Consider the following 24,375-nt stretch of genomic DNA (forward strand, 5'->3'; position numbering starts at 1 on the left):
CCCCAGCCCCCGCGCCGGCAGCGCCAGATGTATAAAAGCGCCAGCCCCGGGGAAAGACCGCCCCCAGCAGGGGCAGCAGCACCGCCGAGCCACCAAACATCGCCGCAGCGCCAATCTCATCCACCACCGCCCCCGCCAACGCCACGCCCGCCGCCTGCCCCATGAACAGGCACGACGCAAACCACGCCACCGCCGTGCCACGCGCGGAAGGCACCATCTGCGTCGCGTTGGTTTGCAACGTGGCATGCAGCAGGTAATAGCCAAAGCCCGCCAGCACGCTGGCAAGCAGGCTCCACATCCAGACCGGACCCAGCAGGTACGACAGGAAGGCGACGCCCAGCACCAGACCGCCCGCAACCGCCAGGCCGCGTTCGCCCAGACGCTTGAGTATGCGGCCGGCCACGACCGTGTAGATCAGCCCGCCCACCGCGTACACCGCCACCAGCGCGCCGGCGGCCGTCAACGAAATGTTGAATCGTTCGTGCAGGTAAGACGGCGCGAATGCCAGCGCGCCAAAGACCAGCAGGCCCTCAACGAACACCGTGGCCAACACAATGCGCGCCCACGGCGTGCCCAGCACCAGCCGCGCCTGCCCGATAAAACCCTGACGAACGGCGTTGGGGTCCACCTGCGCAAAGCCCGCCGCGCGCTGGCGCCGCACCTCCAGGTGCAGCAGCACGCCCACGATCAGGTAGCCCACCACCAGGGCCGCGAAGGCCCAGCGCCAGCCCACGGTGTCCGCGAAAATGCCGCCGGCCAACTGGCCCGCGGACATGCCCAGGATGGTGCCGGTCAAAAAGCGGGCCAGCGTCGCCTGGCGACGCTCGTAGGGTACGTTGTCGCCAATCCAGGCCATCGACAACGGCACGATGCCCGCCCCCGCCGCGCCGGACAGCGCGCGGCAAAGCACCAGCACATCCAGGGATTCGGCCATGATGGCGCCCGCGCTGCCCAGCGCACAGGCCACGGTGGCCACGCTGACCACGCGGTACTTGCCGTAGCGGTCGCCCACGGGACCGAAGAACATCTGCAACACGCCGTAGGCCACCGCAAACGCCGTCACGGCGCGCGCGGCCTGGCCGGTAGTCGTGCCGAATTCCGCCGCCAGCTGCGGCAGCATGGGATCACAGATGCGAAAGGCGCTGGCGCTGACAAAGGCGGCCAGGGCAAGCAGTGCGATGGCGCGTGCTTCAGAGGACATGGCGGGCATGGGGAACCGGCGGCTAGGCAAAAGTCGAAGCCCGCACCTTACCGCAGCCCGGCCATCTTGGCGCGGTGGGCGAACGCAGTGTCCGCCCCGCGCAACGGTGCGTCAGGCGCGGCCTTGTTCTGGCGCAGCGCCCGCACGCGCCCTCCCCGCGCAACGCTCAATACGGCAGGCGATAGCCCTGCGGCATGCGGCGCGCGGTGACGACCTGGCCGCCGCTCTTGAGTTCGCGCAGCGTCAATTTGGCGTGCTCGACTTTTTCGACGCGATAGCGGTTCAGGTAAATGGGGTCGTTGGCATCCACGGGCTCGCCGGCGGACTTGGTCGTCTGCATCGTGTAGACGTTGTCGGCCACCGTCCAGCAACCGGTCTCGCGCAGGGCCGGGCGCGACTTGCGCCCGATCTTGAGCAAAGACTCATAGGCCATCGAGCCATCGGCGGACAACACGATCAGCGATTGCAATTCGCCGCTGACATCGCGCGGGCGCGTGTTCGACAGCCAGGTACCAATCATGGGGTCGCCGCTTTTGGCCGGCACACAGGCCACCGCCTTGGGCGGGTCCGCGGGCTGCGCCTCGGTGATGACGGCGGGCTTCCTGGCGACGCACCCGGCCAGGATAAGAACGGCGCAGGCGATGCCGGCCGAACGCAAATACACACTGCTCATGACTTCCTCAACACGTCTGTCGACGCGCCGCGCCGATCACACCGGCACGTCCCTCGCGCAGCAAACATCACGCACTCTAAAGAGCCGCTGGGGAAGAATCAACGACGATCCGCGCGGTGTGCAATTGCGCAACAGTCGGCGTCGCAAAGCCCCTGGTTTAGCCATGGAACGCGCACGAATGCGTTGGTTTCAAGCGACACCGCGCGCGTGTCCACGGCTTCTCTTTCCACGCTCTCTATATATAGAGGGCGCTGCGATCGGCCTGGGTCACAACGGCAGCCGCTGTTCGTGCTTGATCTCGCGCAGCGCCACGATGGTGCGCGTCTGGCGAATGCCCGGCATGTTGAACAGGAAGCGATGCAGGAAACGGTCGTAGGCCTCGGGGCTTTCCACCAGGATTTTCAACAGGAAGTCCGAATCGCCGGTGACCGCGTAGCACTCCAGGATTTCGGGCGCGTCGCGCACCGAGCGTTCGAAGTGTTCAACCGTGTTCGACGAATGCCGCTCCAGGCTGATCTGCGCAAACATGCAGCCCAAGCCCACCTTGCTGCGGTCCACCTGCGCGCTATAGCCCTGGATCACCCCGCTGGCTTCCATCGCCTTGACCCGCCGCCACACCGGCGCGGCCGATAGCCCTACCTTGTCGGACAGCTGCTGCGCCGAAGCCCGGCCGTCCTCCTGCAAGGCCTTGAGGATGCCGATATCGGTCTTGTCCATCGCTTTGTCTCCTGGTTTTTGTCGAACACGAAATGTTCATTGCGAATTATAGGGATAGCACGATCCAAAAACGCAATAAATCGGATGCCTCGCGAACCTATCATGGTGCGAAATACCAGGAGCATTCACTATGGACGGCACTCCCGCCCCCGAACCCCAGCTGGACCTTGATTACCAGCTTGCCGACAACCTTACGCGGGAGTCCGGCCGCATCTTCCTGACGGGAACGCAGGCGCTGGTGCGAATCATGCTGACGCAGGCACGGGTCGACCGTGAACGCGGGCTGAACACGGCGGGCTTTGTGTCGGGCTACCGCGGATCGCCATTGGGCGGTGTGGACATGGCCATGTGGAAGGCGAAGAAGGCGCTGGACGCCAGCAAGATCTCGTTCCTGCCCGGCATCAACGAAGACATGGCCGCCACCGCCGTCATGGGGACGCAGCAGGCCGGCGTACGCGCCGACCGCAACGTCGATGGCGTATTCGCCATGTGGTACGGCAAAGGCCCGGGCGTGGACCGCGCGGGCGATGCGCTGCATCACGGCAATGCGGCCGGCGCATCGCGCAACGGCGGCGTGCTGGTGGTGGTGGGCGATGACCACACCGCCGTGTCGTCCTCGATTCCGCACGCCAGCGAAGCGTCGTTGATCGGCTGGCAAATGCCGATCGTGCATCCGACCTCGATCGACGAGTACGAGACCTTTGCGCTATGGGGCTGGGCGCTGTCGCGCTATTCCGGCACGTGGGTCGCATTCAAGGCGGTGTCCGAAACCATCGAAAGCGGGCACTCGTTCACCCCCGCCGCCGTGCAGCACTACGACATGCCGTCCAACCCCGACATGCCGCCCGAGTCGCTGGAGTATTCCGCGCGCGACTTCCTGTCGCTGGCCGTGGAAGCGCGCATGAATCTGCGCATGAAAGCGGTGGCCGCCTTCGCGCGCCGCCACAGCATTGACCGCCTGACCTGTCCGGCGCCGCGCGCCACCGTGGGCATCGTCACCGTCGGCAAGGCGCATCTGGACACCATGGAAGCGCTGGCGCGCCTGGGCGTGGACACCGTCACCGCCAACGCGCCCGTGCGCATCTACAAGCCGGGCCTGACCTGGCCGATGGACGGTGAACGGCTGCTGGAGTTTGCACGCGGGCTGTCGCACATCCTGGTGATCGAAGAGAAAGGCGCCGTGGTCGAAAGCCAGATCAAGGATCTGCTGTTCAACCTGCCGGACCGCCCGACCGTCATCGGCAAGAAAGGCCTGGACGGCGAAACGGTGGTGCCGTCGGCGGGCCAATTGCGCCCGTCGCTGCTGGCGCGGCCGCTGGCGGCGTGGCTGTCGCGCAGCGCCGGCCTGCCGCTGGGCACGGACCTGGCCGCGTTCGATTGCCAGTCGGCGCTGTCGAACGACGCCGACGGCATGCGCCGCCGGCCGTATTTTTGTTCGGGCTGTCCGCACAGCACGTCGACCAAGGTGCCCGAGGGCAGCCAGGCCTTGTCCGGCGTGGGCTGTCACTACATGGCTGCGTGGATGGACCGCGACACGGGCGGGCTGACGCAGATGGGCGGCGAAGGCGTGGACTGGATCGGGCTGTCGCGCTACACCAAGATGCCACACATCTTCCAGAACATGGGCGAAGGCACCTACTACCACTCGGGCTATCTGGCGATTCGCCAGGCGGTGGCCGCGCGCGCCAACATCACCTACAAGATCCTGTTCAACGACGCGGTTGCGATGACGGGCGGGCAACCCGTGGACGGCCCGATCTCGGTGCCGCAGATCTGCCAGCAACTGCGCGGCGAGAACGTGGCGCGCATCGTCGTCACCAGCGACGAGCCTGAAAAATACCAAGGCGTGGACCTGGGACCCAACATCAAGGTGCACCACCGCCGCGAGCTGGATGCGTTGCAGCGCGAGCTGCGCGAGATTGCCGGCGTGACCGTGCTGATCCATGACCAGACGTGCGCCGCCGAAAAGCGCCGCCGCCGCAAGAAGAACCAGTTCCCCGACCCGGCGCGCCGCATGCTGATCAACAGCGCGGTGTGCGAAGGCTGCGGCGACTGCGGCGTGCAATCGAACTGCCTGTCGGTGGTGCCGCTGGAAACGCCGTACGGCCGCAAGCGCGCGATCGACCAGTCCAGCTGCAACAAGGACTATTCCTGCGCCGAAGGTTTCTGCCCCAGCTTCGTGTCGGTCATGGGTGGCAAGCCGCGCAAGAGCGCCGCGCCCAAGACCGATCAGGAACGCCTGCAACGCCTGATCGAGCAATTGCCGCAACCCGCCACGCCGTCGCTGGACCGGCCCTACCGGCTGCTGGTCGCCGGCATGGGCGGCACGGGCGTCATCACCATCGGCGCCATCGTGTCGATGGCCGCGCACCTGGAAGGCCTGTCGGCGGCGGTGCTGGACCTGACCGGCCTGGCGCAAAAGGGCGGCACCGTTGTCAGCCATATTCGCCTGGCGCCTGCCGGCGCGCCGGCGGGTCCGGTCCGACTGGACTGGCAGCAGGCCGATGCCGCCATCCTGTGCGACCCGGTCGCCTCGGTCGCGCCGGATTCGCTGGGCGCGCTGCGCCGCGGGCACACGCAGGTCACCGTCAACACCTATGTGGCGCCCGTGTCCGAGTTCACGCGGGACCCTGACGCCGCCATGCGCCCCGAGGCGTTGCTGGCCAAGATTCGCCACGCCGCCGGCGATGCCAACACGGCCGCCATCGACGCGCACGAAGCCGCGCTGGCATTGTTCGGCGACAGCATCCTGTCGAACATGTTCATGCTGGGCTATGCCTGGCAGCGCGGCGGCGTGCCGTTGTCGCAGGCGTCGATCAACCGCGCCATCGAACTGAACGGCGTGGCCGTAGCCGCGAACCGCGCGGCATTCGACAGCGGCCGGCTGGCTGCGCATCAGCCCGACGCGCTGGAAAGCGCGCTGCGTCCGCGTGCCCAGGTGGTACAGCTGCACGTGCCGGAAACCTTCGAACGCGCCCTGGCCCGCCGCATTGCGGACCTGACCGCGTATCAAGACGCCCGCTACGCACGCGTCTACCAGGACGTGGTCGAAGCAGTTGCCGCGCGCGAACGCGAATTGGCGCCGGATGCCAAGTCGCCCCGACTGGCGATGGCAGTGGCGCGCGGCCTGTTCAAGCTGATGGCCTACAAGGACGAATACGAAGTGGCGCGGCTCTACACCGGCGAGGCATTCCAGGCGCAGCTGAAGGGTCAGTTCGAAGGCGACTACAGCCTGCGCTTTCACATGGCCCCGCCGATCTTCGCCCGCAAGGATCCGCGCACCGGTGTGCCGCGCAAGATGACGCTGGGGCCGCGCACCATGTCGGCACTGAAATTGCTGACACGGTTGAAAGGACTGCGCGGCACCTGGTTCGACCCGTTCGGCCACACCGCCGAACGCAAGATGGAGCGGGCGCTTGTCACCGAGTACCGCCAGACCATAGACCAGCTTCTTGTAGGGTTGACCCGCGACAACATCGCGCAAGCAGCTACAATCGCCGGCCTTGCAGAAACCATCCGCGGCTACGGCCACGTGAAGTCTGCGAACGTCGAGAAGTACCGGACGCAATTGGGTCGATTGATGCAGAGCTATATGGCACCGGCCCCGCGCGACATACCCCTGCGGAGAACCGCATAAACAGTCGCTCTGAGCGGTGCAGTCCTGGGCGCGCCTTACTGGGCGCGCCCAGTGCATTTAGTAACAATCTTTTGTGAGCTTCGTCATATCTTCTTCTTGTTCCAGTAGGTCTCGATCACTAGAATTAGTGTCCAACGAGGGGTGCTACACTACATGTTGTGGTCGCCTAAGCGCTGATTCTCGTCGGCCACGCCTTTTGGACTAAGCCGTCCAAGCCGTTCCGACCCCCTCAAAAGATCCACATTCGTACCCGACATGACCGCCGTCATGTCGCTATCTACGCGTTTTCGCACAGGAGCTTCCATGCAGACTTCGATCGCCTCTGTGACCCGGCCTTCGGCCGTGCCGCCCTCGCAAACCGATTCCCCTGCCGACGCCAATGGCGGGCAATGGGCCAGCTACAACATCATTCGCCGCAATGGCTCGGTGGTCGGGTTTGAACCCAGCAAGATCGCCATCGCCATGACCAAGGCCTTTCTGGCCGTCAACGGCGGCCAGGGCGCCGCGTCCGCGCGTGTGCGCGAACTGGTCGAAAACCTGACCAGCCAGGCCGTGAACGCCCTGGTGCGCAACCGCCCCAACGGCGGCACCTTCCATATTGAAGACATCCAGGACCAGGTCGAACTGGCGCTGATGCGCTCGGGCCAACATGACGTTGCCCGCGCCTACGTCCTGTATCGCGAGAAGCGCACGCAAGAGCGCGCCGCCGCCGCTGCCGCCGAAGGCCAGGAAAAGGCCGCCGCCGCTCCTGAAGAACACGTGCTGAACGTCACCGACGCCGGTGTGCGCCGTCCGCTGGACCTGGCTGAGTTGCGCGCGACCATCGTCGCCGCCGGCGAAGGCCTGGACGAATTCATCGATAGCGAAGCCATCCTGAAGGAAACGGTCAAGAACCTGTACGACGGCATCCCCGTCGACGAAGTGTTCAAGTCCGCCATCCTGTCCGCGCGCGCGCTGGTCGAAAAAGACCCGGCCTACAGCCAAGTCACCGCTCGCCTCTTGCTGCACACGATCCGCAAGGAAGTGCTGGGCGAAGAAGTCTCGCAAGACGGCATGATCGCGCGTTACGCCGAATACTTCCCCACGTTCATCGCACGCGGCATCGAAGGCGGCCTGCTGTCGCCCGAACTGGCCAACTATGACCTGACCCGCCTGGGCAAGGCCTTGAACGCCAAGCGCGATCTGCAATTCGGCTACCTGGGCCTGCAGACGCTGTACGACCGCTACTTCCTGCACATCCGTGGCACCCGCATCGAACTGCCGCAGGTGTTCTTCATGCGCGTGGCCATGGGCCTGGCGCTGCGCGAAGCCGACCGCGAAACGCGCGCCATCGAGTTCTACGAGATCCTGTCCTCGTTCGACTTCATGAGCTCGACGCCGACGCTGTTCAACTCGGGCACGCTGCACTCGCAGCTGTCGTCGTGCTATCTCACGACCGTCTCCGATGACCTGGAAGGCATCTACGACGCCATCAAGGAAAACGCGCTGCTGGCCAAGTACGCCGGCGGCCTGGGCAACGACTGGACCCCGGTGCGCGCGCTGCGCAGCCACATCAAGGGCACCAACGGCGAAAGCCAGGGCGTGGTTCCGTTCCTGAAGGTCGTCAACGACACCGCCGTCGCGGTGAACCAGGGCGGCAAGCGCAAGGGCGCGGTGTGCACGTACCTGGAATCGTGGCACCTGGACATCGAAGAATTCCTGGAACTGCGCAAGAACACCGGCGACGAACGCCGCCGCACGCACGACATGAACACGGCGAACTGGATTCCCGATCTGTTCATGAAGCGCGTCATGGAAGGCGGTGAATGGACGCTGTTCTCGCCGTCCGACTGCCCCGACCTGCACGACAAGGTCGGCCGCGCGTTTGAAGAAGCGTATGTCGGCTACGAAAAGCGCGTCGCCAGCGGCGAGCTCAAGCTGTACAAGAAGATGCCGGCGCTGACGTTGTGGCGCAAGATGCTGTCGATGCTGTTCGAAACCGGCCACCCGTGGATCACGTTCAAGGATCCGTGCAACATCCGTTCGCCGCAGCAACACGTGGGCGTCGTCCACAGCTCGAACCTGTGCACCGAGATCACGCTGAACACCAACGAATCCGAAATCGCGGTGTGCAACCTGGGTTCGGTGAACCTGGTCGCGCACATGAAGCCGGCTGCCGGCGGCGGATTCGAACTGGATCACGACAAGATCAAGCGCACGGTCAGCATCGCGATGCGCATGCTCGACAACGTTATCGACATCAACTACTACGCCGTCGAGAAGGCCCGCAATTCCAACGCGCGCCATCGTCCGGTGGGCATGGGCATCATGGGTTTCCAAGACTGCCTGCAAATGATGCGCGTGCCTTACGCATCGCAAGCCGCCGTTGAATTCGCTGATCGTTCGATGGAAGCCGTTTGCTATCACGCGTACTTCGCGTCGAGCCTGCTCGCCGAAGAACGTGGTCGCTATCAATCGTATGAAGGTTCGTTGTGGTCGCGTGGCATCTTGCCGCAAGACACGTTGAAGATGCTGCGTGATGAACGCGGTGGTCATGTTGAAGTTGATGAATCGAGCACGCTCGATTGGGATACGTTGCGCGCGCGCATCAAACAACACGGCATGCGCAACTCCAATTGCGTGGCAATTGCCCCAACCGCGACTATTTCCAATATCATTGGTGTATCTGCGTGCATCGAACCTACTTTCCAGAACTTGTACGTCAAATCGAATCTCTCCGGCGAGTTCACGGTCGTTAACGATTACCTCGTGCGTGACCTGAAGAAACTCGGTCTCTGGGACGAAGTCATGGTCGCCGACCTCAAGTACTTCGACGGCAGCCTGTCCCGCATCGATCGCGTACCTTCCGAACTCCGCGAACTCTACGCCACCGCGTTCGAAGTCGAACCGAGCTGGCTGGTTGAATGCGCGTCGCGCCGTCAGAAGTGGATCGATCAAGCTCAGTCGCTGAACATCTACATGTCGGGCGCATCGGGCAAGAAGCTGGATGACACCTACAAGCTGGCATGGCTGCGTGGCCTGAAGACCACGTACTACCTGCGTACCCTGGGCGCCACCAGCGCCGAGAAGTCCACGGGCCGCGGCGGCGAACTGAACGCCGTCACCGCTGGTGGTCAATCCACGGCCGCGGCCGTGGGCGCCGCACCTGTTTTGCCGGAACCCGAAGTTCTCGGGGCGGTTTGCACCATGCGGCCGGGCGACCCCGGCTTCGAAGAGTGCGAAGCCTGCCAATAACCGCCTCCGGAGAATTGAAATGATTAATTGGGAAGACGACACCACCGCCACGCAACCTGCTTCCCCCGCCCCTGCGGGCGGCCAGCAGGCTGCGCCCGAAGTCCGGGCGGCGACGGGTGTATTCGGCGACACCGCCATGCCCACGCCTGCCGCGCCTGAACACGCGGCGGGTCTGGCTGCCAGCGGTGCCGCTACCGCGCAGCGCGTGAAGGTTGCCGACAAGCGCATCATCAACGGCGAAACCGACGTCAATCAACTTGTGCCGTTCAAGTACAAGTGGGCGTGGGAAAAGTATTTGGCCACGTGCGCCAACCACTGGATGCCGCAAGAGATCAACATGTCGCGCGACATCGCGCTTTGGAAGAACCCCAACGGGCTCACCGAAGACGAACGCCGCATCGTCAAGCGCAACCTGGGTTTCTTCGTCACGGCCGACTCGCTGGCCGCGAACAACATCGTGTTGGGCACCTACCGCCACATCACGGCTCCCGAATGCCGCCAGTTCCTGCTGCGCCAGGCATTCGAGGAAGCGATCCACACGCACGCTTATCAATACATCGTCGAAAGCCTGGACCTGGACGAAGCCGAGATCTTCAACGCTTATAACGAAGTTCCGTCCATCCGCGCCAAAGACCAGTTCCTGATCCCGTTCATCGACGCGATCGCGGACCCCAACTTCAAGACGGGCACGCCCGAAGCCGACCAGACGCTGCTGAAGTCGCTGATCGTTTTCGCTTGCTTGATGGAAGGCCTGTTCTTCTACGTTGGCTTCACGCAGATCCTGGCGCTTGGCCGCCAGAACAAGATGACCGGCGCCGCCGAACAGTACATGTACATCCTTCGCGATGAATCCATGCACTGCAACTTCGGCATCGACCTGATCAACACCGTCAAACTGGAAAATCCGCATCTGTGGACGCCGGCCTTCCGCGAAGAAATTCGAGAACTCTTCCGCAAAGCGGTCGAACTCGAATACGCTTACGCCGAAGACACGATGCCGCGCGGCGTGTTGGGCTTGAACGCACCTATGTTCAAATCCTACCTGCGCTTCATCGCCAACCGTCGTTGCCAGCAAATCGGTATCGAACCGCTGTACCCGCAGGAAGAAAATCCCTTCCCCTGGATGGCGGAAATGATCGATCTTAAAAAGGAACGCAACTTTTTTGAAACTCGCGTGATCGAATACCAAACCGGTGGCACGCTGAGCTGGGAGTAAAGCAGTACGTCATCAGGCCCGGCGCGGGCACGCTCTGCGAATGCAGAGCGTCGCGTTCGCGACAGGCTTGATGACGCGCTTCCTGGTCAGGGTGTTTTCGAACACGTAGAACAAGCGGTCGGCGGCCTGTGATCAGGCTGCGACCGGCGCCATTTGAAATGGCTCGCGCCAAAGGAGCGGGGGCCATATCAAATGGCTGTGCCGAATTCATTAGCGCAAACCGTAGTAGCTGTTGCTCGCACAGAACAGCGGCATGCGCCGATGAATAGCCCGGGCACGGTTCGCCTTGTTGGCGAGTCGGGGCACGGGTTTAAGTTCTGGGACCCCTGAACCTAAGGAGCATGACCATGGCAACAGCCAAGAAAGCCGTAAAGAAAGCAGCGGCGAAGAAGCCCGCCGCCAAGAAGGCAGTCGCTAAGAAGGCCGCACCGGCCAAGAAAGCCGCTGTCAAGAAGGTAGCAGTCAAGAAAGTCGCCGCCGCCAAGAAGCCGGCAGTGAAGAAGGTTGCCGCCAAGAAGCCGGCAGCCAAGAAGGTCGTCGCCAAGAAAGCGGTAGCCAAGAAGGCCGTCGCTAAAAAGGCCGTCGCCAAGAAGGCGCCTGCCGCCAAGAAAGCGGTAGCCAAGAAAGCCGTCGCCAAGAAGGCCGTTGCCAAGAAGGCAGTTGCCAAAAAGGCCGTAGCCAAGAAAGCGGTAGCCAAGAAGGCCGTCGCCAAAAAGGCCGTTGCCAAGAAGGCGCCTGCCGCCAAGAAAGCGGTAGCCAAGAAGGCCGTCGCCAAGAAGGCAGTTGCAAAGAAGGCCGTTGCCAAGAAGGCTCCCGCCGCCAAGAAGGCCGTTGCCAAGAAAGCAGTAGCCAAGAAGGCCCCCGCTGCCAAAAAGGCTCCTGCCGCAAAGAAGGCGCCTGCTGCAAAGAAGGCTCCTGCTGCCGCCAAGCCGGCTGCTGCTGCCAAGCCCGCCGCTGCCAAGAAGCCTGCTGCCAAGAAGGCCGCTCCCAAGAAGCCCGCAACGCCGCCCTCCACGGCTGCTGCCCCGGGCGCAAAGACCGCGCTGAATCCCGCCGCGTCGTGGCCCTTTCCCACGGGTGGCCGTCCTTAATTCGGACGGTTCGAAGCAATAGCTTCACTAGAGCCGCCTGGCCTTGGCCGGGCGGCTTTTTTGCGCCTGCGCCATCCGCCAAATGCGGCGGCAATATGTGCGCGCAGCGTGCGACAATTGACTCCTCTTTTTTTGGGTGATCGCGTCCATGCTCGGTGAAATCTTCCGCTTCCTCCTCGAAATCGTGTTCACGCTGTTTGGCGCGGCATTGATTGCCCGCGCCTGGATGCACGCGATCCGCCTCCACGCTTTCAACCCCCTGGCGCGCACGATCTACCAAGCCACGAACTGGCTGGTGCTGCCGCTGCGCAAGGTCATCCCGGCAGGCAACAAGATCGACTGGACCAGCCTGGTTGCCGCCTGGCTGGCCGCGCTGTTCTATATCGTGCTGATCTGGCTGGTGGCGCTGGGCGCACTGATTCCCGCCGCGCTGCTGCCGGCCGCCATGGGTTCGGCGCTGATCATGGCCATCAAGTGGGCCTTGAACCTGGTGGTGTGGCTGACGCTGATCCAGGCCGTGCTGTCCTGGGTCAACCCGACGGCGCCGATGATGCCGCTGTTGCAGGCGCTGACCGCGCCCATGCTGGACCCCATCCGCCGCATCCTGCCGCGCACCAGCATCGACTTTTCGCCGTTGGTGCTGCTGATCGTGGCGCAGATCCTGCTGATGGTGCTGGCCAACCTAAGCCAGCGCATGATGGGCCTGTAGTAAACCAGGACACGGGGCATTGCGCCCCGTTCCTGTTTTCCTGTCAGCGCGCTAGGCCGGAATGCCGGCGTAGATCTCGACCAGCTTCTTGCGGTCGATCTTGTGGTTGTTGGACATGGGCAGCGCCGGGCAGGCCACCAGTTCCGACGGCACCATGTACGGCGGCAGCCGCTGGGACAGCCGCTCTTTCCAGCCGGCCAGCGCGTCGGGCGCCAGAAAGCGCGCATCGGGCTCTTGGGCCACACCCGCCACGAAACCAATCAAGCGCACCGCCGTGCCATCGGGCCGGCGCAGCACCGCGCACGCCCCGCCCTCAACGCCCGGCAGGCCATGCAATGCCTCGTCGATCTCGGCCAGCTCGATGCGATAGCCGTTCAGCTTGATCTGGTCGTCCATGCGGCCACGGCAAAACAGCAGCCCACCTTCTTGCATCAGCCCCAGGTCGCCGGTGCGAAACGCGCGGCGGCCATCTTCATAGGTGTAGAGCTTGGCTTCGTTCAGATCGGGCCGATTCAGGTAGCCGCGCATCACGTGGTCGCCCACGATGCAGATCTCGCCTTCGTCCACGATCAATACGCTATCGGGTTTGGCATGGCCCACGGGCAGCGGATCGTGCGCGGCCAGCACCGCGTCGGTGACTTCGATCCAGGTGGTTGCCACCGTGGCTTCCGTGGGGCCGTACGTGTTCAGGATGACGGCATCGGGAAAGCGTAGGCGCAGCTTCTTGGCCAGCGCGGCGGGCAAGGGCTCGCCGCAAAACAGGAACGTGCGCAGCGCCGGCAAGGTCGCGGGGGAAAAGTCGCGGTTGGCCAACTGCTGGTGTGCGAACGACGGGGTCGACACCCACACCGTCACGCCATGCTCTGCCAGGCGCGGCATCCACGTGCCGGCCGCCGCGATCTGCTCGCGTGCGTTCAACACACAGGCGCCGCCCGAGGCCAGCGTGGCAAACACTTCATACATCGACAGGTCAAAGCTGAACGGCGCCTGGTTCATGAACACCGGCGCGTCACCCAGGCCAAAGCTGCCCAGCATCCAGTCGCCCAGCAGGCCGACGCTTTCGCGGCCGATCTGCACGCCCTTGGGGTCGCCCGTGCTGCCAGAGGTAAACATCACATAGGCCAGGCCGCGTTCAGCCAGCATCGCGCCTTCGCCACGCGTGAAGGTATCGGACGCCGCATCATAGACAGCCGCGGCGCGCACGATCTCGACGATGCGGCGCAGGCGGTCGGCCGGGTAGATGGTGTCAACAGGCACGAACGGCGCACCGATCAGCAGTGCGCCCACCATGGCGACGAAGAACGACGCTTCTTTGTGGCCGTAGATGGCCACCGGCACATCGGGGGCCACGCCCTGCTCGCGCGCCACGTCCGCCCAGGCCTGGGCTTCGTCGCGCAACTGCGACCAGCTTAGCGAGCGGTCGGCGGCGGCAATGGCCAGGGCGTCGGGCGAGAGGTCCGTATCCACGAACTGGAACGATTTCAGATCGAAACGCATGCCGAAACTCCCGGCGTCAGATGGGGCTGCGACCGCTGAACACGTACAGCGCCAGCGCAGCCAGGATCAAGGTAAGCACGCGGCCCAGGAAGCGCATCACCGGATGCGCCAGCGTGGCCTGCAACGCGGGGCGGGTGCGCGATGCGTTGATCAGCAGGTTGTGACCCACCGAATACGCGCCGAACATCAGCCCGCTGACGATGTAGTGCAGCGACAGGCCGTTCCACACGCCCATGGCCAGCAGCGTGGCGAAGATGCCGATGTTCTGCGCCGCCATGCGATGGCGTCCGAAGAACTTGGTCTTGCTCAGCGCCTTGTAGATCGGCATGAACACCACGTCGCGCAGCCACTCGGACAGGCTGATGTGCCAACGGCGCCAGAAATCCTGCGGGTTCAGCGTGGCCAGCGGATTGCGGAAGTTGATCGGCAAGGTGAAGCCGAACAGCATGCCGATGCCGATTGCCATCGTCGAATAGCCGGCGAAGTCGAAGAACAGATACGCGCTGTACAGCGACGCGTTCAACGCCACGCCCGTGAACGAATAATCGTGCGCGTCCAGCGTGGCCAGGCCATAGCGCCAGATCAGCTCGGCCAGGCCGAACTTCTGGATCACGCCCACCATGATCAGTTCCAGACCGATCAGCCACGTGTTCAGGTTCACGCCTTCATAGCCGCGCTTCAGGTCGGCCTGGAAATTGCGCCAGCGGTACATCGGGCCGGCCAGCAGCGTCAGCGGGAAGAACAGGTAGATGAAGTAGTCCAGCGGCGACACGCGTTCGTTGCGCTGTGCGAACAGCAGCACATCGATGGCGCGGAAAGTCGCGAACGACAGGCCCAGCATGGCGCCCAGATGCGACACGCCCGTCTTGACCAGCAGCAGCGGCGTCATGGTGATGATGACGGCCAGCCACGTCGGAATGTAGTTGCGGCGTACCGCCCACAAGGCGCTGCCCGAGATGGCAAGCAGCGCGATGGGCTGATACGGCCGCGCCCAGAAGACCGCCATCCATACGCCCAGGCAGATCACGCCGATGATGTGGCGATAACCGATGCGCAGCGGCATGCCGAACGACCGATACGCCAACAGGCCCAGGCCGCCGCACAGGGCGCCGCCAAAAAAGCTCAAGCTTGCGAACAATTCCATGGCGCGCTCAGAACTGTTGGTATTGGAATTCGACCTTGATCGGTCCGCCGCTGCCCGTGGTGGGCTGAGCCTGAAGCACGAATACGAGGATGACCCCGATGTACAGGCACAAATGCCAGAAGAAGCGGCGCCCGGCGCCGTCCTTGCGAAAAAATTTCATCGGGAAAAGTACTCCGCAATACCTTGGTCCGCCAAGGCCCAGCCTAGCTCGGCCAGATGCATGTCATCGCGCACCATGCCCGGTTCGAACGGGATGCTGTAAAGGTCCAGGCAGCCCATCTGATAGCGCTGGCACATGCCGGTGATGGCGGCCACCACCGGGTCGAACCGTTCGACGTCCAGGATCAGCTTGGGGTTGAACGGCTGAATGACGAAGTACGCCTTGACCTTGCGCTTTTGCAGCAGGGCCATCACGCGCGACAGATCTCCGAGCTCGGTGCGGGTGATCGGGTCGACGTCGGCGAACTCGTTGCGCGCTGGCGAATACAGCGGCGCCAGGTACTGCTTGTAGTAATCGTCGCGCACGTCGTAGGGGTTGTTGCCGCCCAGCTGCCGCTCGACTTCGCGCGCTTCATGCGTCAGCCGGCCCCACTGCCCTTCGTTCAGGCGCGCGGCGGATGGCCAGGACACGAAGCGGTGCGCGGGCACCGACAGCTTGGTGCGCGGACGGTCGGGCGCCGGCTCTTTGCGGGCATGCCACCACAGCGACAGCTTGTCTTTCAGTTCAGCTACCTGGCCATTGGCGATCAGCCAGAGCAGCCCCCAGTTGGCGTTGTCGCTGATCCAGTTCTGCATCTGCTCGCGCGTGCTGGGCTGATCCCACAGGCGGTCCCAGACGGGGCCCGTCACGTGTTCGGCAAAGGCGCTGCGCGGCAGTTGGCCACCCGAGGCAAACCAGGCCGGCGACACCATGATGACCAACCGCGTGTTGGGCGTCAGGGAATCGGCCACGGACTCCAGCACGCTGACGATGCCGTAGGACTGGAACATGGCGTGGCCGTACGCCAGCGTCGGCACCTTCAGTTCTTCAGGGAAGAAGCGGTAAGGCACGAAGCGCAGGTCGTGGCTGGACAATTCGGACGAACCCAGCACGACCAGCGTCCCGTCGCTCAGGGCGTTGCCCAGGCGATTCAGGTTGACGTGTTGAGTGCCCCAGTCCGGCCCGAGATTAGGCAGGTAGTTGCTCTTGTCGGTAGCGGCGGCCGAGGGCGAAGCCGCGGGTGTCACGATGCGGCTGAGCACATCGTCCGCGCCCCAGTACACCCCTATCGCCAGTGCTACTGCCGTCGCGGCGGCCGCGACATGGGACAAGAACCGGGTGTTATGCAGTATGGGCAGCGACATAGCCGGCAAGCGTACGGACCGACTGCAGGTGTTCCGCGATTTCAGGAGCCGGGATGCTGCAACCGTACTCGGATTCGACAGCCAGCGTGATGTCCACGGCGGCAAGGGAATCAACCAGACCCGTGGCGATCAGCTGCGTATCGGGGGTGACTTTCTTCATGACGATCGACTCGACGATCTCGCCGATCTTGGTGTGGAGTTCTTGCTCGGTATGCATAGATATTGCAGTTGCCTTGTCGGCAAAACATCCCCGCCCCTGGGATTCAGGTGACGAGAATACAGAAAAAAGCTGAAGCTCAACTGACGGGATTCAGCGATCCAGAACGATGTCGGGGAGCACGCAGGGACGCCCACAGGGACGCACTTGGTTACATCACCGCGAAAGGTTGACATCGATCGCAGGCGCAATCATTGCACTTTGGCCGTCGAATCGCCATGAAACTTTTGGGCTAAATCGCGAGAAAAGGCAGGGAAACGTAACGCCTGCGGGTAAATCCCGGGGTTCTCGTTGCGGCGGAGCGACACTTTCAGGCAAAAAAGGCCCCGATAATCGGGGCCTTCATACGCGTCGGCGCGCATCGAAAAAGCCCGCTTGCGCGGGCTTCGGGAATTACATCGGGGTGACGCGGGTGGGGCCTGCGCCGCTGATCACCTGGACGCGTTGGCCCACGCTGATCGGCACGTCGGCTTCTTGCGCCACGACACGGGTTTCGCCGTTGTCCAGGCGCACGGTGACTTCATAGCCGGAGTTGGTTCCAACGCGGTTTTCGACCGCGTTGCCCGCCAGCGCGCCAAGAATGGCCCCGCCAACCGTGGCGATGGTGCGGCCCGTGCCGCCGCCAACCGCGTTGCCGGCCACACCACCCAGCGCACCGCCGGCCAACATGCCGACACCGCTGGACTTGTCATTCTGGATCACGATCGGGCGCACGCCCGTGACCGTGCCCGTACGGACGATCTGCTCACGCTGGGCTTGGTCGTAGCTATATACCCCGCTGGACGCGCTGCGATTCGCGCAGCCGCCAAGCACAGCCATCGACGTCACGACGGCCGCGATGGCCAGCCACCGGCCAGTACGCGGGGTCACCAGGGAAAGAGATTTACTTTGATTCATTTGGACTCCTCGATCGGGCACTGCCGACGAAAACTGATCATACCCCGCGCACTACCCCGGGCAGGCGCGGTTGCAACACACTGAAACTCACGGCCAAAGCCAGCAATCACCTTGTGACAGCGCGATATTCGCGCCGTCGCATCGGTGATTTTCAACGTCCGTTCGACCGCGCAATCGCGCGGCGGTTCCCGTGTCTCGAAGTCCGGATAAAACGATCAAGCCGGCAAGTGGATGCCGTAGGTGGCGTGCAGCACCGCGTCGATATCGGCGCGCGACGGCGCGTGATTTTGCGGTCCGCGCGAGGCGATCTTGATGGCGCCCATGACGTTGCCCAGGCGGCAGCTGTCTTCCCAGTTCCAGCCGCTGGTCAGGCCGTAAAGCAGGCCGCCGCGCTGCGCGTCGCCGCAACCGGTCGGGTCGACCACTTGCGTGGCGCGCACCGGCGCGATCTGGATCGTCTTGCCGCCGGTCAAGAGCGTGGCGCCTTCGGCTCCGCGCGTCACGACCACGGCTTCCAACGTGGCGGCAATGTCCGCCATGCCGCGGCCCGTGCGCTGTTCGACAACGCCGGCTTCGTAGTCATTCACGGTCAGGGCGCGCGCCATCTTCAGCATGCGTTCCAGGTCGGCGCCGTCGAACAGCGGCATCGCCTGGCCCAGGTCAAAGATGAAGGGGATGCCACGCGCGTGCAGGCGTTCGGCGTGCGCGAACATGCCTTCCTTGGCGTCCGGGGCAACGATGGCCCAGGCCGCTTGCGCATCGCTCAGGTCGTTGTCGGCCGAGAACGACATGGCGCCCGGGTGGAAAGCGGTGATCTGGTTATCGTCCAGGTCGGTGGTGATGAAGCACTGCGCGGTGAACGTATCGGGAATCACCTTGACGCGGGCGATGTCGATGCCCAGGGCCGACAGGCGTTCCAGGTATTCACCGGCGTCTTCGCCCACGGTGGCCACGGGCAGCGGCTTGCCGCCCAGCAGATTCATGTTGTAGGCGATGTTGCCCGAGCAACCGCCATATTCCTTGCGCATGCTGGGCACCAGGAACGACACGCTCAACGACTGGATGCGGTCGGCAAGAATGTGCTCTTTGAAGCGGCCTTCGAACACGGCGATCGTGTCGAACGCCATCGAACCGCAAACCAGGACGGGGGTTGCCATGCGTGTCATCCTTTAAGGAAAGAACTTATCAAGTTGGTAGCCATTGACCTGAACACCAGTCACTTCAATGGGCACGGAAATCTTTAGCTCGCCCGCCGGCGCGAACGGCCCGCGCAGTTGCTCGGGCGTCAGGTAGTCTTCGGGCCGCAACACGCGGCGCACCACGACCGTGTCGGACAGATCCGTCAGGTCCAGCACCAGCGCCGGCCAATGCTGCGGCTTGTCGTAGCGGTTGCGCAGCACCAGGTTCAGCACCAGCCGGCTGCGACCGTCGTCGATGGCGGCCGCGCCCGTGGGCGGTTGCAATGACGACGAGGAAATCGCGATGCGCTCCAAGCGCCGCGCGTAGCCCACCGTGCAGCCCAGCGGCTTGCACGCGGCTTCTAGCACCGGGCGCACGGCGGGCACGGAATTGGCGATGTCGGTGCGGTAAACGTATAGCAGTTGCAGGCCCAGCGCGATCAGGCCCACCAAGCACGCGTAGCCCCACAATTTGCGCAGCAGGCCACGGCGTTCGGTACGATCCTGGTCCAGGAACTCGGGCGGGGCGCGGCCCACATCGGTGGCGCTGGAATATCGCGTGCGCGCATCGCCCAGCACGGGCTCGATGTCGTCGTCAAAGCCGGGGCCGTCGTCGTCGGCGCGGTAGGCGTCGTGACGGCTCAGGGCGTGGTCGGCGACGTAAGGCTGGCGAACGTCGTGGTGGCGCGGGGTGCGATCGCGGGAGACGTTGCGGTGATCGACGCGCGGGTCATCGTGGTGGCCTATGCGGTGATCGTCGTGGTCGTGATCGCGGTCTTGGTCGCGGTCGCGGTCGTGATCGTGGTCGCGGTCGTGATCCCGATCGTCGATTCGATGATCGTCTCGGTCGTCTTCGTCGGCCCGGTCCTGCCAGTTGAACACCGGTTCGTTGCCACGCGGCGTGGCGATGATGGGTTCGGGGCGATACGTCTGGACGCGGCCATGCCGGTCGTCGCGCATTTCATCGTCCAGGTCCCGGGCCAACGGGCCTTCGTCGTCAAACTCGTCTTCCGGCAGCTTATCGTCGGGCTCGACGTGGCGGCGTATCGCGTCACGCCCGCGCAGCACGGCGGGCGCAGCGGCAGGCGCCACGGCGACCGGAATTATCGGCTCAGCTCGGCCCGGCGGCGGCGTCATCGGGGCGTACGCAGGCGTGGCGGGGGCTGGCGGCACTGCCGGAGCAGGCCTTGGTGCGGCAGGCCTTGGTGCGGCAGGCGCCGGCGCGGCGGTCGGGGCATGCGGATGCGAGGCCGGTTCGTCTTCCCAGGGCGGAACCTGGCGGGGCTCTACCGAGGGCCGCGAGAGGACCGGCGCGGCGGCGGCTGCGGCGGGGGCCGGCGTCGCGGGACGCGCGGCTGGCGGCACGGGCGGCAGCGCCTTCGCGTCGGCGCCGGGCAAGAGGCAGGCGCGGCCGTCGAAAACCGTCGAGCAGGCGCCGCAGCGCACCAGGCCGTTACGGACGCGCAGCTGGTCCGGCACCACCTTGAACGTGGTGCCGCATTGCGGGCAGCGGGTGGTCAAAGCCATGTGATGCGATCCTGCCTAAGCGGTGCTCAGGCCTTCTGGCCGTGCAGGCAAACCCAGCCGTCGCGGGCGCGCCAGACCGACATCGCCATCCAGGGCGCGTAGGCGGCAGCCACTTCCTCGGCCTGGCGTTCCAGCACGCCGGACAGCACCAGATGCCCGCCCTCTGCCACGCGGCCGGCCAGCATCGGCGCCAGCACTTTCAGCGGATTGGACAGGATGTTGGCCACGACCACCTCGAAGGTGCCGTCGGCCAGCGCGTCGGGCAGCATGGCTTGCAGTGCTACGTGGTTGACCTCGGCGTTGTAGGCCGTGCTTTGCACGGCCTGCGCGTCGATGTCCACGGCCAAGGTCGGGCCTGCGCCAAGCTTGCGCGCGGCAATGGCCAGAATCCCCGAGCCGCAGCCGTAGTCCAGCACGGTCGCGCCGGCGGGCAATTCGGCTTCCAGCCAGGCCAGGCACAGGTGCGTGGTGGGATGGCTGCCCGTGCCGAACGCCAAGCCCGGGTCCAGCTCGATATGGATGGCGCCCTCTTCGGCAGTGGCCGGGTCCAGCCCGGGCACATCGGGATTGTCGCGGTGCCAGCTGGGCACGATCCACAGGCGTTCGGCAATGTGGATGGGGCCAAACTGCGATTGCGTCAGGCGCACCCAGTCGGCGTCCGGCACGTCGCGCAGCGTCCAGCCGGCAAACAGCGTCGGGTCCAGCTCACCGGCCGACGCGGCTTCTTCCATGATCTGCGTGGGATCGGCGCCATCGGGCAGCAAGGCCACGACGCGGTTGCGGTCCCAGGCTTGCACGTCGGGCTCGGTGCCCGGTTCGCCAAACAAGGGGCGTTCGTCATCGGTGCCGAAATCGGCGTCTTCCACGGACACCGACAGCACGCCCGCTTCGAGCAACGCGTCCGACAGGGCTTCGGCCTGAGCCTCCAGGCAATGGAGCACGAGTTCACGCATGATTATTCTTCCATCTGGCCATCGGGCCGCGGCTCGCGCCGCGGCCCGATAGACCATAAAACGTAAAAAGGGGCCGTGAGGCCCCGGGTCGTCGGTCAGGGACGCTGAGCCAACTTGTTTTCCAGATAGTGGATGCTGGTGCCGCCTTCGATGAAGCGGGCATCTTGCAGCAATTCACGATGCAGCGGGATGTTGGTCGAAATGCCTTCCACCACCATTTCCGACAGCGCGATGCGCATGCGCGCCAATGCCTGGTCACGCGTATCGCCATACGTGATGACCTTGGCGATCATCGAATCGTAGTTAGGCGGCACGAAGTAGCTGTTGTAGGCGTGCGAATCAATCCGAACGCCAGGGCCGCCCGGCGTGTGCCAGTTGGTGATGCGGCCGGGGCTGGGCACGAAACGGAACGGATCTTCGGCGTTGATGCGGCATTCGATGGCATGGCCCTTGAAGGCGATGTCGCGTTGGCGCAGCGTGAACTTCTCGCCAGCGGCGATCAGGATCTGCTGCTGCACCAGGTCGATGCCGGTGATCAGTTCAGTGACCGGGTGTTCGACCTGGATGCGGGTGTTCATTTCGATGAAATAGAACTCGCCGTTTTCAAACAGGAACTCGAACGTGCCCGCGCCGCGATAGCCCATCTTGCGGCAAGCGTCGGCGCAGCGGTCGCCGATGCGCTCGATGGCGCGACGGGCGATGCCGGGAGCCGGCGCTTCTTCGATGACCTTCTGGTGGCGGCGCTGCATGGAGCAGTCGCGCTCACCCAGCCAGACGGCGTTGCGGCCACCATCGGCCAGCACCTGGATTTCCACATGGCGAGGGTTCTCAAGGAACTTCTCCATATAGACTTCCGGGTTGTTGAACGCGGCGCCCGCTTCCGAACGCGTCATGGTGACGGCGTTCAACAGCGCGGCCTCGGTGTACACCACGCGCATGCCACGGCCACCGCCGCCGCCTGCTGCCTTGATGATGACCGGGTAGCCCACTTCGCGCGCAATGCGGATGATTTCCTGCGGATCTTCGGGCAACGCGCCTTCAGAACCGGGCACCACCGGCACACCCGCTTCGATCATGGCGCGCTTGGCGCTGACCTTGTCGCCCATCAGGCGAATGGTGTCGGGACGCGGGCCGATGAAGACGAAGCCGCTCTTTTCGACGCGATCGGCGAAGTCGGCATTTTCGGACAAGAACCCGTAACCCGGGTGGATTGCCTCGGAATCCGTCACTTCGGCGGCCGAAATGATGGCCGGCATGTTCAGGTAGCTGTCACGCGACGGCGCGGGCCCGATGCACACGGATTCATCGGCCAGGCGCACGTACTTGGCCTCGCGGTCAGCCTCGGAGTGCACGACCACGGTTTTGATGCCCAGCTCACGGCAAGCGCGCTGAATGCGCAGGGCGATTTCGCCCCGATTGGCGATCAGGATTTTTTCGAACATTTTCAGCTATCAGCCAATGACGAACAGGGGTTGACCGTACTCGACGGGCTCACCGTTTTCGACCAGGATTTCTTTGATGACGCCGGACTTGTCGGCTTCGATTTCATTGAGCAGCTTCATGGCTTCAATGATGCACAGCGGATCGCCTTCCTTGACGGTGGCGCCCACGTCGATGAACGGGGCGGCGCCCGGGTTCGGCGAACGGTAGAACGTGCCGACCATCGGCGCCTTGACGACGTGGCCCTGGATGACCGGGGCGGCTTCGGCGGCCGGCGCGGCGGGCGCGGCGGCTTGTGCGACGGGCGCGGCTTGCGCGCCGGCTTCGGGCTGGTGGTAAGCCACCGGCTGCAAGGTTTGCGAGAACTTGACGATGCGTACCTTGCCTTCGCCTTCGGTGATTTCCAGCTCGGCGATACCCGATTCAGCCACCAGGTCGATCAGGGTTTTGAGTTTTCGAAGGTCCATAGAAGCTGCTTCCCGAGATAGTGTCGGCGGCGTCCCAGCGTGGGGTCCGCGCCGTATAAGATGTAAAAGCCGTGAGTTTGGTGCGAGATCAGTGCCGCACTGCGTAACGCAGAGCCGCCTCGTAGCCGTCCGCGCCCAGGCCGGAGATAAGGCCTACCGCCAAGTCGGACAGATAAGAGTGATGCCTGAAGGGCTCTCGCTTATACAGATTGGACAAATGTACTTCAATAAATGGGATCGCGACCCCAGCCAGCGCATCGCGGATAGCGACGCTGGTGTGCGTATAAGCCGCCGCGTTGATGATGATGAAGTCTGTGCCGTCTTGCCGGGCCGCTTGAATGCGGTCAACCAGCGCGCCTTCGTGATTGCCTTGCCAAGCAGCCAGCTTGGCGCCCAATTCCCCTGCAAGCAGCTCCAGGTGCTCATTGATCTGAGGCAGCGTCAAACTGCCGTAGATATGAGGTTCCCGGGTGCCAAGCAGGTTTAGATTCGGACCATGCAATACCAGTATGTTTTGCGCCATGCGCTTGCCAATGAGTGGATTGCCAACGGTGGAATTGTTGGCAAAACAGCCGATAAACCAGCTTTTTACGCCAATTCCTACTATTTGTCCAACAGACTTATGCCTTCAAACCGGATAAGGTTTGGTTCAGGTCGTCGGGTTGGATTTCGCCCAGTATCTTCCGGTTAATTGCGCCATCAGCGTTGAACACGATGGTAAAAGGCAAGCCGCCGCTGGGGTTGCCCAGCTTGCGCAAGGTATCGATCGCACCTGCCCCGATGACCCACAAGGGGTACGAAACTTGCACTTTCTCGACAAATTTTTGCATGTTCGCTGCGGAATCAACGCCGATGCCGACAAAGCGGACATTCGGGTATTTTTTCTGCAAGGCATCCAATTCCGGCATCTCGCGCACACACGGCGCGCACCACGTTGCCCAGAAATTAACCACCATCGGCTGGCCCTTCCAGTTGGCCAGCGACTGCGTCGCGCCATGCAAATCGGGCATCTGCAACTGCATCAAGGCGGCAACCGGGTCGCCGGCCTCAGTGGGCGGTGCAGACGTGCGGGACTTCTGCCCCAACAGGGTATAGCCCCCGGCGACCGTGGCGGCCACGGCCACGCCGGCGGATAGAAGTAGGCGTCGATTCATGGCGCGATCATAACCGCTGCCGGTATTTTGCGCGCTGCCGCGCCGGCATGGCCGGTGGCCGCTATATATACAATGCCGG

At 64.0% G+C, this 24,375-nt stretch carries 21 protein-coding genes and 1 pseudogene; 5 read left to right on the forward strand and 17 right to left on the reverse strand.

The genetic code is table 11. The features are described from left to right. From YH64_RS22165 to YH64_RS22175, 3 genes are all read right to left on the reverse strand, one after another. A partial coding sequence (locus YH64_RS22165; protein ID WP_143215491.1) for an MFS transporter occupies positions 1-1,210 on the reverse strand: 1,210 nt, incomplete at its 3' end. A gap of 157 nt (positions 1,211-1,367) precedes the next feature. Next, positions 1,368-1,874: a hypothetical protein gene (locus YH64_RS22170; protein WP_046806514.1), complete on the reverse strand. Its 507-nt coding sequence runs from the start codon at positions 1,872-1,874 to the stop codon at positions 1,368-1,370. Between the two features lie 267 nt (positions 1,875-2,141). Next, positions 2,142-2,591 carry an Lrp/AsnC family transcriptional regulator gene (locus YH64_RS22175; RefSeq protein ID WP_046806515.1) on the reverse strand — a complete coding sequence of 150 codons (450 nt, stop codon included), beginning with the start codon at positions 2,589-2,591 and terminating at the stop codon, positions 2,142-2,144. A gap of 130 nt (positions 2,592-2,721) precedes the next feature. Between YH64_RS22175 and YH64_RS22180 the strand changes: the two genes are divergently transcribed. The 5 genes from YH64_RS22180 (at position 2,722) to YH64_RS22200 (ending at position 12,478) form a co-directional block, all read left to right on the forward strand. After that, complete coding sequence (locus tag YH64_RS22180; RefSeq protein WP_046806516.1) at positions 2,722-6,228, forward strand: indolepyruvate ferredoxin oxidoreductase family protein; 3,507 nt, start codon at positions 2,722-2,724, stop codon at positions 6,226-6,228. A 303-nt stretch (positions 6,229-6,531) separates the two neighbouring features. Beyond that, positions 6,532-9,462, forward strand: coding sequence for a ribonucleoside-diphosphate reductase subunit alpha (locus tag YH64_RS22185; RefSeq protein WP_046806517.1), 2,931 nt, complete (start codon positions 6,532-6,534; stop codon positions 9,460-9,462). A gap of 19 nt (positions 9,463-9,481) precedes the next feature. Further along, positions 9,482-10,678: a ribonucleotide-diphosphate reductase subunit beta gene (locus YH64_RS22190; RefSeq protein WP_104145178.1), complete on the forward strand. Its 1,197-nt coding sequence runs from the start codon at positions 9,482-9,484 to the stop codon at positions 10,676-10,678. Positions 10,679-11,025: 347 nt separating this feature from the next. Continuing rightward, positions 11,026-11,769: a histone H1-like DNA-binding protein gene (locus YH64_RS22195; RefSeq protein ID WP_046806519.1), complete on the forward strand. Its 744-nt coding sequence runs from the start codon at positions 11,026-11,028 to the stop codon at positions 11,767-11,769. Between the two features lie 148 nt (positions 11,770-11,917). After that, positions 11,918-12,478, forward strand: a complete 561-nt coding sequence (locus YH64_RS22200; RefSeq protein ID WP_046806520.1) for a YggT family protein — start codon at positions 11,918-11,920, stop codon at positions 12,476-12,478. A gap of 51 nt (positions 12,479-12,529) precedes the next feature. On the opposite strand, the gene YH64_RS22205 is transcribed toward YH64_RS22200, so the two are convergent. From YH64_RS22205 to YH64_RS22265, 14 genes and pseudogenes are all read right to left on the reverse strand, one after another. Further along, the gene (locus YH64_RS22205) at positions 12,530-13,975 is read right to left on the reverse strand and encodes a D-alanine--poly(phosphoribitol) ligase (RefSeq protein WP_046806521.1); all 1,446 of its coding nucleotides are present in this window, start codon (positions 13,973-13,975) and stop codon (positions 12,530-12,532) included. A gap of 16 nt (positions 13,976-13,991) precedes the next feature. Further along, on the reverse strand, positions 13,992-15,119 hold the full coding sequence (locus YH64_RS22210; protein WP_046806522.1) for an MBOAT family O-acyltransferase: 1,128 nt from the start codon (positions 15,117-15,119) through the stop codon (positions 13,992-13,994). Positions 15,120-15,126: 7 nt separating this feature from the next. Next, positions 15,127-15,279 carry a hypothetical protein gene (locus YH64_RS22215; RefSeq protein ID WP_104145181.1) on the reverse strand — a complete coding sequence of 51 codons (153 nt, stop codon included), beginning with the start codon at positions 15,277-15,279 and terminating at the stop codon, positions 15,127-15,129. Next, the gene (locus tag YH64_RS22220; RefSeq protein ID WP_046806523.1) at positions 15,276-16,463 is read right to left on the reverse strand and encodes a D-alanyl-lipoteichoic acid biosynthesis protein DltD; all 1,188 of its coding nucleotides are present in this window, start codon (positions 16,461-16,463) and stop codon (positions 15,276-15,278) included. The genes YH64_RS22215 and YH64_RS22220 overlap by 4 nt, the downstream gene beginning before the upstream one ends. Beyond that, complete coding sequence (locus tag YH64_RS22225; RefSeq protein WP_046806524.1) at positions 16,441-16,680, reverse strand: acyl carrier protein; 240 nt, start codon at positions 16,678-16,680, stop codon at positions 16,441-16,443. Before YH64_RS22225 ends, YH64_RS22220 begins: the two co-directional genes overlap by 23 nt. A gap of 393 nt (positions 16,681-17,073) precedes the next feature. Continuing rightward, a complete protein-coding gene (locus tag YH64_RS22230; RefSeq protein ID WP_046806525.1) occupies positions 17,074-17,577 on the reverse strand; it encodes a glycine zipper 2TM domain-containing protein in 504 nt (167 codons plus the stop codon). 215 nt (positions 17,578-17,792) lie between these two features. Next, entirely contained in the window at positions 17,793-18,734 is a 942-nt protein-coding gene (locus YH64_RS22235) for a carbohydrate kinase family protein (RefSeq protein WP_046806526.1), read from the reverse strand. 12 nt (positions 18,735-18,746) lie between these two features. Then, positions 18,747-19,823: a DUF3426 domain-containing protein gene (locus tag YH64_RS22240; protein WP_255444668.1), complete on the reverse strand. Its 1,077-nt coding sequence runs from the start codon at positions 19,821-19,823 to the stop codon at positions 18,747-18,749. 354 nt (positions 19,824-20,177) lie between these two features. Next, a pseudogene (locus YH64_RS30630) lies at positions 20,178-20,282 on the reverse strand (zinc-ribbon domain-containing protein); the annotation flags it as partial. Positions 20,283-20,308: 26 nt separating this feature from the next. After that, complete coding sequence (prmA, locus tag YH64_RS22245) at positions 20,309-21,235, reverse strand: 50S ribosomal protein L11 methyltransferase (protein ID WP_046806528.1); 927 nt, start codon at positions 21,233-21,235, stop codon at positions 20,309-20,311. 95 nt (positions 21,236-21,330) lie between these two features. Continuing rightward, a complete protein-coding gene (accC, locus tag YH64_RS22250; protein WP_046806529.1) occupies positions 21,331-22,677 on the reverse strand; it encodes an acetyl-CoA carboxylase biotin carboxylase subunit in 1,347 nt (448 codons plus the stop codon). Positions 22,678-22,686: 9 nt separating this feature from the next. Then, positions 22,687-23,142, reverse strand: coding sequence for an acetyl-CoA carboxylase biotin carboxyl carrier protein (accB, locus tag YH64_RS22255; RefSeq protein ID WP_046806530.1), 456 nt, complete (start codon positions 23,140-23,142; stop codon positions 22,687-22,689). 88 nt (positions 23,143-23,230) lie between these two features. Continuing rightward, positions 23,231-23,665: a type II 3-dehydroquinate dehydratase gene (aroQ, locus tag YH64_RS22260; RefSeq protein WP_046806531.1), complete on the reverse strand. Its 435-nt coding sequence runs from the start codon at positions 23,663-23,665 to the stop codon at positions 23,231-23,233. 97 nt (positions 23,666-23,762) lie between these two features. Next, positions 23,763-24,296, reverse strand: a complete 534-nt coding sequence (locus tag YH64_RS22265) for a TlpA disulfide reductase family protein (protein ID WP_046806532.1) — start codon at positions 24,294-24,296, stop codon at positions 23,763-23,765. Between the last annotated feature and the right edge of the window lie 79 nt (positions 24,297-24,375).

Origin of the sequence: Achromobacter sp. LC458 (genome assembly GCF_001005835.2) — a bacterium.
In the GTDB taxonomy this organism is placed as follows: Bacteria; Pseudomonadota; Gammaproteobacteria; order Burkholderiales; family Burkholderiaceae_B; genus Achromobacter; species Achromobacter spanius_B.